Source organism: Nostocoides sp. (genome assembly GCF_037045025.1).
GTDB lineage: Bacteria > Actinomycetota > Actinomycetes > Actinomycetales > Dermatophilaceae > Nostocoides_A.
In genome coordinates, this window is sequence record NZ_JBAOHM010000011.1 from 286298 (window position 1) to 298629 (window position 12332).

Genomic DNA, 12332 nt, shown 5'->3' on the forward strand with positions numbered 1-12332 from the left:
TTGATGCCGAGCCGCGCCACCGTCCCCTCGCTGCCGGGAGTTTCTCCTGGTCTGCTGGCGCGCCTGGATGCCGGGCTCAAGGATGTCGAAGCGCTGCTGAACACGCGCGTCGACCACGACGATCCGTTCATCGCCGAAGCCAACGCCCACCTGCTGCACGCCGGCGGCAAACGCTTCCGGCCGCTGCTGACCATGCTGGCCGCCGAGCTGGGCGACGGGATCTCGCCGGGGGTCATCGCGGCGGCGGCGGGGGTGGAGCTGACGCATTTGGCCTCGCTCTATCACGACGACGTCATGGACGAGGCCGTGACCCGTCGGGGCGCGCCGAGCGCCAATGCCAAGTATGACAACTCCACGGCAATCCTGGTTGGGGACCTCTTGTTCGGCACGGCGTCCGACATCATCGCCGACCTCGGCCCGGAAGCGGTGAAGATCCAGGCGCAGACCTTCATCCGGTTGTGCTCCGGCCAGATCCGCGACGACCGGCCGTGCCCCGTCGACGTCGATCCGCACGCCTACTATCTTGGGGTCCTCGCCGACAAGACGGGAGTGCTGATCGCCACTGCTGCTCGCTACGGCGCGATGCTCGCCGGCTGCTCCCCGAAGACCACGGGGATCGTCACCGAGTTCGGCGAGCGGGTCGGTATCGCCTTCCAGCTGGCCGACGACCTGATCGATATCACCTCCACCGTCGATGTCCTCGGGAAAGCTCCCGGAACCGACATCCGGGAGGGCAAACGCACGCTGCCGATCATCTATGCGCTCGAGTCGACCGATCCGGCAGATGCCCGGCTGCATGAGCTGCTTCGCAAACCCACGCCCACCGAGGACGAGGTGAACGAATCGCTCGCCCTGCTCCGCGGGCACGCAGCGATGGGGCGTGCCCAGAAGGAGACCCTCGCAATGGCGAGCGCCGCCCAGGCGGCGCTGGACCCGCTGCCCGACGGCGAGGTCAAGGCGGCGCTGCAGAGCCTCGCGCTGCGGGTGGTTCGGCGCGACGCCTGACGCCCTATACGGAGTATGCTGCCGGGGAAGGGGGGATCAGGTGGTGCTGACGAGGCGGGTCCTGCTCGGTGGGGGAGTGGCCGGTGTGCTCTCCGGCGCGATCGTGACGCAAGCGGTAGCCCGCCGGCCGGAGCACACGACGACCATGGCAGCGCGCCGACGGGTCGATCCGCACGCGGTCTTCCAGTTGCACGGCAGCTCGCGTCGGCTCGCGCTCACCTTCGACGACGGACCGGACCCGGACTACACCCCGGCGATCTTGGCAGCGCTGGCTGCGGCCGGGGTGCCGGCCACCTTCTTTGTCATCGGCAGCAACGCGGCGCGCTATCCCGAGCTGATCGAGGCGATCGCCCAGGGAGGCCACCACATCGGCAATCACACCCAAGACCACATCTGGCTCGACCAGCTGCCGAGGGCCGACGTCGCCAGGCAGATCCGCGGTGCCGACCACACCCTGGGCCGGCTCGGGGTGACGCCAAATCCGCTCTTTCGCCCGCCCCACGGGTGGACCAGCCGGACTGTCGCCGACACGGCCAGCGCGCAGCACAAGACTGCCTATTACTGGACCGATTGCCTGGAGGCACATACCTCCCTCGGCCCGGCGGCCGCGGCCGACGCGGTCGTGGCCCAGACCCGGCCGGGCGCCATCATTCTTTGCCACGACGGCGGTCGCGTGGACGGCCCCAACCCGCAACGTGTGGACCGCTCGCGAACCGTGGCTGCCCTTCCGCGTCTCATCGACGGGCTGCAGCGAACCCGCTTCCGGTTCGTCACCCTGTGACGGTGGCAGCGCCCCGGACAGCGCATAATGAAAGCCGTGGTCGCACCCCGGGGAAACCTCACGCGTTATGCCTGGCTCTCCATCGCCGCCGCGGTCGCGACCATCGCCCTGAAGTTCGGGGCCTACCTGCTCACCGGGTCGGTCGGGCTGCTCTCGGACGCGGCCGAGTCGATCGTCAACCTCGTGGCGGCGTTTGTGGCGCTGCTCGCGCTGCACGTCGCCGCCCGTCCCCCCGATTCGGACCACCACTTCGGCCACGCCAAGGCCGAGTACTTCTCGGCGGTCGTCGAAGGGCTGATGATCTTCCTCGCGGCGATCTTCATCCTGTTGACCTCGGTGGAACGATTCCTCAACCCGGCTCCGCTGGAGAACGTCGGGGTCGGTTTGGGGATTTCGGTCGCCGCCTCGGTGCTCAACGGTGTCGTGGCGCTGGTGTTGCTCCGGGCCGGCCGGACACACAACTCGATCACGCTGATCGCCGACGGCAAGCATTTGCTCACCGATGTGTGGACCTCGGTCGGTGTCGTCGCCGGCGTCTTGCTCGTCGCGCTCTCGGGGTGGGAACGGCTGGATCCGATCGTCGCCTTCGCGGTTGGTTGCAACATTATCTGGACGGGGTGGCACCTGATCAGGCAATCCGTCGACGGCCTGATGGACAAGGCGCTGGACGCCGAGCGTGAGGCCGAGGTTCGCGCGGTCCTCGACCGCTTCACCACCGACGAGGTCTCCTACCACGGGCTGCGCACCCGCGAAGCCGGACACCACGTCTTCGGCTCGCTGCACGTGCTCGTCCCGGGCGCCTGGAGCGTCCAGCAGGGCCACGACCTGCTCGAAGACATCGAGGAAGCGCTGCGATCCGGGCATCCGCAGCTCGAGATCAATATCCACCTCGAGCCGCGGGAGGACCCCCGGGCCTACGAGTCCGGGGACATCCCGAGCGACGTTGCTGGCCCAGGGATGCCCTCCGCCTAGGCCTCCAGGCCCGGCTCGGCGGCCGCCAGCGACCGTCGCCCGCGCCGCGCGGCCAGCAGGGAATCGCTGCTGAGCAGCACGAGGGCGATCCAGACGATCCCGAAGCCGATCCACAACGCCGTGCTCACCTGCTCGCCGAGCCACCACACGCCGACGAGCAGCTGCATCACGGGAGTGATGAACTGGATCAGCCCGATCGTCACGAGCGGCACCCGGCGCGCGGCAGCAGCGAAAAGCAGCAGCGGAACCGCGGTGATGATCCCAGCCAGGGCAAGCAGCAGCGTGTGTTCCGCGCCCTGCCCGAAGGTCGTCTCTGCGCGCGCTCCGACGATCAAAACGATCCCCACCGCGGGCAGCGCCAGGACGAGCGTTTCGGCGGCCAGGGAGTGCAGCGGCGCGACGCTGACCCCGATGCGGTTCTTCAGTAGCCCATACAGGCCGAAGGAGAACGCCAACGTCAGCGAGATCCAGGGGAAGGGGCCCCCGGCAACGGTCAGATCGACGGCGGCGATGGCGCCCACGGCAACGGCGAGCCACTGCAGCGGGCGCAGCCGCTCGCGCAGCACGAGCACCCCCAGCGCGACGGTCACCAGCGGGTTGAGGAAGTAGCCGAGGGCTGCCTCATACGTCCGACCGGTCAGCACCGCGAAGACATAGATCACCCAGTTGACGGCGATGAGGAGAGCGGCGAGGGCGAGCGCGCCGGCCACCTTGGGCTGCCTGGCCAGCTCGCGCAACCAGCGCCAGTCGCGCCGGATGACCAGAACAAGCAGGCAGGCCGCCAGCGTCCACAGAATCCGGTGGGCGAGGATCTCCCATTCCCCGGCGGGTTTGAGCCCGTGGAAGTAGAGCGGGAAGAGACCCCACAGGCCATACGCCAAGAAGGCGTATGCCGTGCCTCGACTGTGCTCGCCCGCGGTGTCTCGTTGGCTCACTCCACCGTCCAGGTGTCCCTGCCGGCCAGCAGAGCGTGGAGGTCGGCGTCCGACGCCGGGCGGGTGGCGGTGCTGACTGCGGCATCGATCTGCCAGCGGACCTCGTCGTCATAGGTCGGGCGCTCGACCTGGCGGAAAATCCCCATCGGCACGTGGGTCAGGTTTCCGGTGTCCAATCGGCTGAGCGCGAACTGCTGGCTGGGGTCGGCCGCCGTCGCGTCGTGCACGACGATCGCCTCCGGGTCGGCTTCGGCCTCGGGCACGAACCGCATCCCGGCGGACCCAGCCCGAACGAGGACCTGGCGCTCGTCGGCGCGGCCGACGCGGACCGCCTCTCCGGTGGCGAGATGGACCAGCCGGGCCTGCTGTTGGTCGCGATCCTTGATGGCATCGAACGCGCCGTCGTTGAAGATCGGGCAGTTCTGATAGATCTCGACCAGCGCCGCGCCCCGGTGCGCCGCGGCAGCGCGCAGGATCTCGGCGAGATGTTTGCGGTCGTTGTCCAGGCTGCGGGCCACAAAGGTTGCCTCCGCGCCGAGGGCCAGGCTCACCGGGTTGAACGGGTGATCGACCGAGCCGGCAGGCGTCGACTTGGTGATCTTGCCCTGCTCGGACGTCGGCGAATACTGACCCTTGGTCAGCCCGTAGATCCGGTTGTTGAACAACAAGATCGTGAGGTTGACATTGCGGCGCAAGGCGTGGATGAGGTGATTGCCGCCGATCGAGAGCGCATCGCCGTCACCGGTGACCACCCAGACGGACAGATCCGGCCGGGCCGTGGCCAGGCCGGTCGCGATCGCCGGCGCCCGGCCGTGGATCGAGTGCAGGCCATAGGTGTCGAGGTAATAGGGGAAGCGTGAGGAACAGCCGATCCCGGAGATGAACACGATGTTCTCGCGGCGCAGCCCAAGCTCGGGCAGGAAGGCCTGGACGGTGTTGAGGATGATGTAGTCACCGCACCCCGGGCACCAGCGCACCTCCTGGTCGGAGGTGTAGTCCTTGCGACCAGCGGCGGGGGCATCCGGGGCCAGTCGGGGCACCAGGTCATCGCCGCGCCGGCTCGGCATACCGAGATCGGTGGCTCCGAGCGTCTCCCCCAAGGCGGCGGGCATGGATGACGCGGGCATCTTCATCTCCTTTGGCGGTCCGGATCACGGGCCATCGACCATCGTATGCGCGTTTGGGTCGACCAAAGCGCTTGTTTCGGGGTGTGGGCCGACGGACTGGCGACAGATCGGCGACAGCGCCGCCCGATGAGGTATGAGTGCCCGGCCACAAGGCCGGCACGGACACCCTTGGGAGGAATCAGATGTTCAGACCAGCGTTCACGGGCGCCGTGGCCGCCCTCGCCACCGTGGCGGCGGGCGGGATTGCCGCCGCGGACGGCCCGGCACCAGGCGCTAGCACCGCCGCGCACGGCGCCTACTTCCGCGATGCGTTCAACTTCGATGCCCCCGGCTGGCGCAATGTGCTCGGGCACTGGCGCGTGCGCGACGGCAACCTCGCCGCCGTCGGCGCCGCAGGCAGGTTGAGTTCCGTCGCGCACGCGGGCAGCTACGGCGAATTCGACTACGAGGTCCGGATGAACCGCACGGGCAATAGCGATGGCAGCGCCCCGAACTGCCTGATTGTGCGCGCCAACGCCACGCGGGTCGTCAACGATCTGTGGCTGCCCGGTTACTACTTCTGCTACACCAACCGGGGTGAGGCCCTCATCGTCGCCTTCGATGGCCGCGGGCAACGGCGTGAGCTGATGGACTACACCCCGGTCGAAGAGATCGGCACCGGCAGCGGCTATCGCACTGCTCGGGTCGAAGCCGTGGGCTCCTACTTCGCGTTCTCGGTCAACGGCAAAGCCATCTGGTCCGGCCACGATGATCTAGCGCGGTCGGGTCAGGTTGGCGTGGGCTTCTATGTCGAGCCGGGCAAGCGGGGCCAACTCGCCGTGGACAGCGCGAATCTCGGTCCGGTCAGGACCCGCGCCGGCCGTTGACCTCCGCCGCTGGTTGGTCCGCCGCGGCGCGGACCAAACCGGCGCAGCGGGTGAAGTCGAGCGTGGCGAGCAGCGGACCGGCGGTGGTGAGCGCCACGCGGTGGCGTTCGACGACCCGCTGCTGCCAGGGGGAAAGCACGACGCCGGCGGCGCGCAGCCGCTCATCCGCCAAGGCGAGGACCTCCGCCGCGCCCGGAGCGTCCAGCCCGGCCATGGCCGCGCCTGCCCCGGCGAGCATTTCGCCGGTGACGACGAGATCCCCGCCGCCGATCACACCGTCCAGCGATTGGGCGAATCGCGCGAGCGCCGCAGCCGGTTGATCGCAGCCGAGTGCGGCCCACCCCGCGTTGACGGTGAACAGCGAGGTCGGTGCGAGGCCGAGCCGGTCGCCCACGCTGGCCAGCGCTCGGTCGAGGATCGTCAGCGCCTCGCCCGGACGATCCGAATCGATGAGCGCCAGAGCGACTTTGGGCACGACCTGGGCGAGATCGACGGCGCTAGGGTCGGCCGCGATCAACCGCCACGCCCGCTCACTCGCGGTCACCGCCTCCGCGGGACGCTCCAGGGCGGCCAGCATGACGGCCTCCGCCCCGAGGGCTTCGGGCAGGTGGTGCTCAGCGCTCGCGCGGGCAACGGCCACGGCCGCCTGCGTGCAGGCCAGCGCCCCCGCGAAGTCACCATGCACATAGCGCCCGACCGACCGCAGGATGTGCAGCCGCGCCAGCCAGTCCCCCTCGCCGGCGAGCGGAGCAACGAGCCGGTCGAGTCGGGCGCGCTGGGCCGCGCCCTGGTCTTGCGGGAGCAGGGCCGCCTCGAAGAGTTCGAGGATGGCCGTGTGCCGCTCGTCGAGGACGCCTGCGGCCAGGGCAGCCCGGACCAGGCGCAACCCCTCGTTGCCGGTCTCGACAAAAACCAATAGCGGGACAACACGATCGCGAGATCACCGAGCGTCTCACGGTCAGCCTCGGCGAGCGCGCTGTTCAGCGCCGCCAGGTAGTCGCCATAGGACGCCGACACGTCGAGGACGAGCGCATCGGTAAGCGGACGGTCACGCCAGCGCGCGGCATACCAGCGGCGGTGGCGCTGGCGCACCGCAGCGTCGCCGCCGCTCTCGGATAGGCGTTCTCGGGCCAGCGTCTGCACGCTGCGCAGCATCCGGATCCGGACCGTCCCATCGCCTCGATCGATCTGCAGCTGCGCCTCCCGGATGAGGGTGCGCACGACGGCCGGCACATCGACGGTGGCGCCGTCCGCGCCGGGCGGCACCCGGCCGACGATGGCCTCCGCGGCGGCCATGTCGAAGGAGCCGGCGAAGACCCCGAGCTGGCACAACACGGTCCTCGCCGCCGGCGTGAGCCGCTCGATGCTCCACGTCAACGTCTCGCGCAAGGTCCGCTGGCGCTGCCCGCGGTCACGCTCGGCGGACTCGAGGTCGAGCGGCGCGTCGCCGAGAGCGAGCAAATCGGCCACCGACATCGTCGCCGCCTGGCCGGCGACGATCTCCAGCGCGAGCGGCAATCCGTCCACTCGGCGGGTGATCTCGCCGACCCTGCCCACGTCAACGGGCGACAGCTCCAGGTCGGGTGCGTGGTCACCGAGCCGATCGAGCAGCAGCGCGACCGCGGGCGCGGCTCGCGTCTGCGCCAGCGTCGATCCCGGCGCGGGGGCCGCCAACGGCCGCAACAGAATCCGCCGTTCGCCTACCAGATCCAAGGGTGTCCGCGAGGTGACGACGATCCGGGTCCCGGCGCACCGCGCGAGGATGGCGGACACCACCTCGACGGTCGCGGCGAGTGCCCACTCCGCCTCGTCGAGCAGCAAGAGGCGATCGGTGGTTCCGAGGCCCGCGACCACGGCGTCGAGCGGATCACCCGGCGCGAGGGTCAAACCGGCGGCGCGGGCGATCGTTTCGGCCACCTCCGCCACGGTGGCGTCCGCCGTCGCCGGCAGCTCGGCATACACCATCGCCGGCTGGGGCGGGCGCCGGGCGGCGAACTCGGCGAGCAGCCGGCTCTTGCCCACCCCGCCCGGCCCGACGATCGTGATCAGGGGTCGCCCGGAGGTCACTTCGTCGGCCAGGGCCTGCAACTCGGCGTCCCGGCCGACGGTCACCGTTCGCGGGCGGGGGGCGATCCCGCGGGCTGGCCGTGGCGGCAGTCGGGGCGCCGGCGCGATGTCCTGCGCGAGAATCCGCGCGTGCAGGTCCGCCGTCGCCGGGCTCGGGTCGATCCCGAGCTCGTCGCGCAACGCCCGGCGAAGGGCGTCGTAGACAGCGAGCGCCTCGCCTTGCCGGCCGGTGCGATAGAGGGCCTCCATGAGCAGTTCGTGGGCACGCTCGCGCAGCGGTTCCCGGCCGACGAGGTCGCCCGCCAGCAGGATGGCGTCGGCGCACCGCGCTGGTGATCCGGCGGCCAGCAGGCGCTCGGCCAGCTGCTCGGTGGCGGTGTCACGCAGCTCGTGCAACCGGGGACGATCGGTCGCCACGAGCGCGTCGCTGACCCCGGCATACGCCTCGGGCCCGGTCCACAGCGCGAGGGCGCGCCGAAGCAGCTCGACGATCTCGCCGTGGCGCTCAGGGACCATGGCCTGGGCCGCAGTGACGAGCCGAGTGAACTCATCGGCGTCCACCCGGATATCGCGGGCGAGGTGATACCCCTGGTCGTGCCGGGTGATCGAGGCGTGGCCGAGGGCTCGGCGCAGCCGGGCGATGACGGTGTGGACGACCGACGCATCGAGGCGGTGAGCATCATCCGCCCAGACGGCGTCGAGAATCAGCTCCGGTGACAGCGGCCGCCCGCGGCGCAGGACCAGCAGCGCCAACACGTCGCGGGCGCGCTGGCCGCGCACGGCGTTGGGGTTGGGGCCGGCCTGCAGGGCGCCCAAGACCTGGAAGTCCACCCGCGCCATGAAAGCACGGACCGTGCTCACGCGCAGGCGGTTTCGCCATATCCGAGGCTGCCGGTGTGCGCCCGGATCGCTGCTCGCAAGTCGGCGACCGCGAAGGTGAACCGGGTGTCGTCCCCGGGGTCGGCCACGGCATCGCAGCGAGCCAGCCACCGGCGCACCGGGTCATTGCTGGGCAGCGTGTGGCAGGCGAAGCGATGCACCCCCGCATGACTGGCGGCGCTGGCGAGCGCATCGGCAAGCATCAGGCCGATGCCCTGCCCGTGCAGGTCGTCGACGACGGTGAGGGCAATCTCCGCCGTATGCCGCTGCCCGCGATCTCGCGTCCATTCCCCGTGCCCGAGGGGACGGGCCCCGGCCATCGCGAGGAGGACGACGCGCTCACCGGGCACCACGTTGGCGAGTTGGCTGAGATAGCTTGCGGGAAGGCGAGGGACGCCGGTGTGGAAACGTCGCCACCGGGAGCGGTCGGAGAGGCTGTCAAACACCTGCCGGACCAGCGCGATCTCGCCGCCGGCGAGGGCGTGGACTCGCACCGGTGCGGTGACGGCAGACGTCGAACTGTTCATGGTTGGCTCCCTTGGCTCGTGAACTCGATCGAGCCACTGTGGCCAGGGCGCCTGTCACGCTCCTGTCAGCGCCCGACCCGAGACCGCCGCGCGCCACGTGCGGAGAACCCGTGCCGACAGCCCCCGTGGTTAGGGCCCGTTGGCGACGCCGAGAATGTCGGTGACGATGTCGGCGCTAGGAGCCGCTGATGCGGGTGATCTCGTCAACCAACTCGCTGGTGGTGAACGGCAGGCCGCGGACACGGGCATACGAGATGGCGTCGACGAGATAGGCCGCCCGCACCAGCAGGGCCAGTTGGCCGACGTTCATCTCGGGGATGAGGACGCGACGATAGCCGCGGACGACCTCGCCGGTGTTGGCGGGGAAGGGGTTGAGGTGGCGCAGGTGAGCGGTGGCAACCGGCACACCGCGGGCGCGGGCGGCGCGAGCCGCGGCGGCGATCGGGCCAAAGGTCGAGCCCCACCCGAGGACGAGGATCTCGGCCTGCCCGCTCTGGTCGTCCACGGTGAGCGGCGGGATGCTCGCGGCGATTCCGGCGACCTTGGCGGCCCGCAGCTGCGTCATCCGCTCGTGGTTGTCCGGGTCATAGTTGATATTTCCCGTGACGTCGGCCTTCTCGATGCCGCCGATGCGGTGCTCCAAGCCTGGGGTCCCAGGGATCGCCCAGGCGCGGGCCAGGGTCTGCGGGTCGCGGGCATAGGGATGGAAGACCGGGGTGCCGGAGCCGTCGACGCCATTGGGCGCGGTCGCGAAGTCGACGGTGATTTCGGGGAGTTCGCCGGGGCTCGGCAGTCGCCAGGGTTCGCTGCCGTTGGCGAGGTAGCCGTCCGAGAGCAGGACGACCGGAGTGCGGTAGGTCGTCGCGATCCGGACGGCCTCGAACGCGATGTCGAAGCAGTCCGCCGGTGATTGAGGGGCGATCACGGGCACGGGCGCTTCACCATTGCGGCCGAACATCGCCTGCAACAGGTCGGCCTGCTCGGTCTTGGTCGGCAGCCCGGTCGAGGGTCCGCCACGTTGGACGTCGACGACGACCAGCGGCAGCTCGAGGCTGACCGCCAGACCGATCGTCTCCGACTTCAACGCCAGGCCGGGACCCGAGGTCGAGGTGACGCCGAGCGCGCCGCCAAAACTCGCGCCGAGCGCGATGCCCACGCCGGCGATCTCGTCCTCGGCCTGCAGGGTCATCACGCCGAACCGTTTGAGCGCGGAGAGCGTGTGCAGGATGTCGCTGGCGGGGGTGATCGGATAGGAGCCGAGCACCAGTTGCAGGCCGGCCCGGTGCGCGGCGGCGACCAGGCCATAGGCCAAGGCGGTGTTGCCGGTGACATTGCGATACCGGCCCGTCCGCATCGGTGCCGGGGCCACTTCGTATGCCGTGGCGAAGCTTTCGGTCGTCTCGCCGTAGTTCCAGCCGGCCTCCAAGGCGGCGAGATTGGCCGCGAGGATGTCCGGTTTGGCGCCGAACTTCGATTGCAGGAACGCTTGTGTGCCGGTCATCGGCCGGCCGTACATCCAGGACAACAGGCCGAGGGCGAACATATTCTTCGCGCGTTCCTTGTCCTTGCGGGTCAAGCTGGTGAACGGCGCCAGGGCCTCGACGGTGATCGATGTGAGCGGGACCGGGTGGAGGTTCCAGCTGTCCAGGCTGCCGTCGTCGAGGGGCGAGGCGGCATACTCGACCTTGCTCAGATTGCGCTTGGAGAACTCGTCGGCGTCGACGATGATCGTTGCCCCGCGAGGGAGATCGGCCAGGTTGGCCTTCAGCGCCGCCGGGTTCATGGCCACCAGCACATCGGGAGCGTCTCCGGGGGTCAGGACGTCGTGATCGGCGAAGTGGAGTTGGAAGGACGACACGCCGGGGAGGGTGCCCTGAGGGGCCCGGATCTCGGCGGGGAAGTTCGGCAAGGTCGCGAGGTCGTTGCCGAGTCCTGCGGTCTCGGCGGTGAACCGGTCGCCGGTCAGCTGCATACCGTCGCCCGAATCTCCCGCGAAGCGGATGACGACACGGTCAAGACGGGTGCGGGCGGTGTTGTCAACGGTCATCGGGTCAACCCTCCAGCCCGTGGGGTGCCGGGCATCGCCCAATGTTAGGCACGCCTTGGCTGCCCGCAGAGCTGCGGTCGCTATTCGAAACCGTTAGCGTGTGCCCTGTGCGTCCGTATGTCGTGGTCGCGGCCGTCGTGCTGGCCGGCCTGTTGCTCGTGATCGCCGCGGCGGCGGCCCGCTCGCTGCTCGCGCCCCGGGCGCCCACGCCGATGAAGGCCACCACCTACGAATCCGGTGTCGACCCGGTCGGCCGGGACTGGGCCCAGACCCAGGTGCGCTACCTCGGCTATGCCTTCCTCTATGTCGTCTTTGCGGTCGACGCCGTTTATCTTTTCCCCTGGGCGCTTGTGGTGCGCACCGACCTGGGGGCGGCGAGCCTGATCGAGGTGGGCGTCTTCGTCGGGATCGTCCTGATCGGCCTTGCCCATGCCGCCCGTCGGGGGCTGCTTGCCTGGGTCTGACGCCCTAGGGTATGGGGCATGGCAATCGACCTGCCGACCCCGACACTCGGGCCGGTGGCGGCGCATGCGCCAAAGCCGATGCGGGTCGTCCTCAACTGGGGCCGCCGCTACAGCCTGTGGGTCTTCAACTTTGGGTTGGCCTGCTGCGCGATCGAGTTCATTTCCGCGTCGATGGCGCGCCACGACTTCATGCGACTGGGAGTGATCCCGCTGGCGCCCGGTCCCCGACAGGCGGACCTGATGATTGTCAGCGGCACCGTCACCGACAAGATGGCGCCGGCAGTCCGGCGACTCTATGACCAGATGCCGGAACCCAAATACGTCATTTCATTCGGCGCCTGCGCCAACTCCGGCGGCCCCTACTGGGATTCTTACAGCGTGACCAAGGGGGTCGACACGATCATCCCGGTCGATGTTTACGTTCCCGGCTGTCCGCCCCGTCCCGAGGCGTTGTTGCACGGCATACTCAAACTCCAGGAGCGGATCGCCGGCGAGCGACTCAACGCCGCTGACCTGCGGCGTTATCGGATCGGCCGCCCCCCGGGTGCTGGGGAACTCACCCGGCCGCTGCAGCCGTCGCCGGAGTGATTCCAGCCGAATCACCTGTCTCGTCCTGTGAACGAATTGATGACGGCGCCTGCGTTGCGGTTGACAGGGGGTGT

At 69.7% G+C, this 12332-nt stretch carries 12 protein-coding genes; 6 read left to right on the forward strand and 6 right to left on the reverse strand.

The features are described 5' to 3' along the window. Positions 1–3: 3 nt before the first annotated feature. The 3 genes from V9G19_RS12445 to V9G19_RS12455 are packed head-to-tail and all read left to right on the forward strand — an operon-like array spanning position 4 to position 2758. Complete coding sequence (locus tag V9G19_RS12445; protein WP_462285733.1) at positions 4–1005, forward strand: polyprenyl synthetase family protein; 1002 nt, start codon at positions 4–6, stop codon at positions 1003–1005. A 40-nt stretch (positions 1006–1045) separates the two neighbouring features. Then, positions 1046–1786: a polysaccharide deacetylase family protein gene (locus V9G19_RS12450; RefSeq protein WP_462285734.1), complete on the forward strand. Its 741-nt coding sequence runs from the start codon at positions 1046–1048 to the stop codon at positions 1784–1786. 27 nt (positions 1787–1813) lie between these two features. Continuing rightward, positions 1814–2758 (forward strand): cation diffusion facilitator family transporter, encoded by a 945-nt coding sequence (locus V9G19_RS12455; RefSeq protein WP_462285735.1) that lies wholly within the window; start codon positions 1814–1816, stop codon positions 2756–2758. Here the strand turns inward: V9G19_RS12455 and rarD are convergent. Both rarD and V9G19_RS12465 read right to left on the reverse strand, forming a co-directional pair. After that, positions 2755–3693, reverse strand: a complete 939-nt coding sequence (rarD, locus tag V9G19_RS12460; RefSeq protein WP_462285736.1) for an EamA family transporter RarD — start codon at positions 3691–3693, stop codon at positions 2755–2757. The genes V9G19_RS12455 and rarD overlap by 4 nt on opposite strands. Beyond that, a complete protein-coding gene (locus tag V9G19_RS12465) occupies positions 3690–4820 on the reverse strand; it encodes a 2-oxoacid:ferredoxin oxidoreductase subunit beta (protein WP_462285737.1) in 1131 nt (376 codons plus the stop codon). The genes rarD and V9G19_RS12465 overlap by 4 nt, the downstream gene beginning before the upstream one ends. A 182-nt stretch (positions 4821–5002) precedes the next feature. Here V9G19_RS12465 and V9G19_RS12470 point away from each other — a divergent pair, with 182 nt between their 5' ends. Continuing rightward, complete coding sequence (locus tag V9G19_RS12470) at positions 5003–5686, forward strand: hypothetical protein (RefSeq protein ID WP_462285738.1); 684 nt, start codon at positions 5003–5005, stop codon at positions 5684–5686. On the opposite strand, the gene V9G19_RS12475 is transcribed toward V9G19_RS12470, so the two are convergent. From V9G19_RS12475 to V9G19_RS12490, 4 genes are all read right to left on the reverse strand, one after another. Beyond that, positions 5664–6263: a hypothetical protein gene (locus tag V9G19_RS12475; RefSeq protein ID WP_462285739.1), complete on the reverse strand. Its 600-nt coding sequence runs from the start codon at positions 6261–6263 to the stop codon at positions 5664–5666. The genes V9G19_RS12470 and V9G19_RS12475 overlap by 23 nt on opposite strands. Next, entirely contained in the window at positions 6227–8614 is a 2388-nt protein-coding gene (locus V9G19_RS12480) for a BTAD domain-containing putative transcriptional regulator (protein WP_462285740.1), read from the reverse strand. Before V9G19_RS12480 ends, V9G19_RS12475 begins: the two co-directional genes overlap by 37 nt. Then, a complete protein-coding gene (locus V9G19_RS12485) occupies positions 8611–9159 on the reverse strand; it encodes a GNAT family N-acetyltransferase (protein WP_462285741.1) in 549 nt (182 codons plus the stop codon). The genes V9G19_RS12480 and V9G19_RS12485 overlap by 4 nt, the downstream gene beginning before the upstream one ends. Positions 9160–9334: 175 nt before the next feature. Further along, positions 9335–11206 carry a 2-oxoacid:acceptor oxidoreductase subunit alpha gene (locus V9G19_RS12490; RefSeq protein WP_462285742.1) on the reverse strand — a complete coding sequence of 624 codons (1872 nt, stop codon included), beginning with the start codon at positions 11204–11206 and terminating at the stop codon, positions 9335–9337. Between the two features lie 107 nt (positions 11207–11313). On the opposite strand from V9G19_RS12490, the gene V9G19_RS12495 reads away from it, so the two are divergent. Together V9G19_RS12495 and V9G19_RS12500 are read left to right on the forward strand one after the other, a co-directional pair. Next, positions 11314–11670: an NADH-quinone oxidoreductase subunit A gene (locus V9G19_RS12495; RefSeq protein ID WP_462285743.1), complete on the forward strand. Its 357-nt coding sequence runs from the start codon at positions 11314–11316 to the stop codon at positions 11668–11670. Positions 11671–11688: 18 nt separating this feature from the next. Continuing rightward, positions 11689–12258, forward strand: a complete 570-nt coding sequence (locus tag V9G19_RS12500) for an NADH-quinone oxidoreductase subunit B (RefSeq protein ID WP_462285744.1) — start codon at positions 11689–11691, stop codon at positions 12256–12258. Positions 12259–12332: the final 74 nt, after the last annotated feature.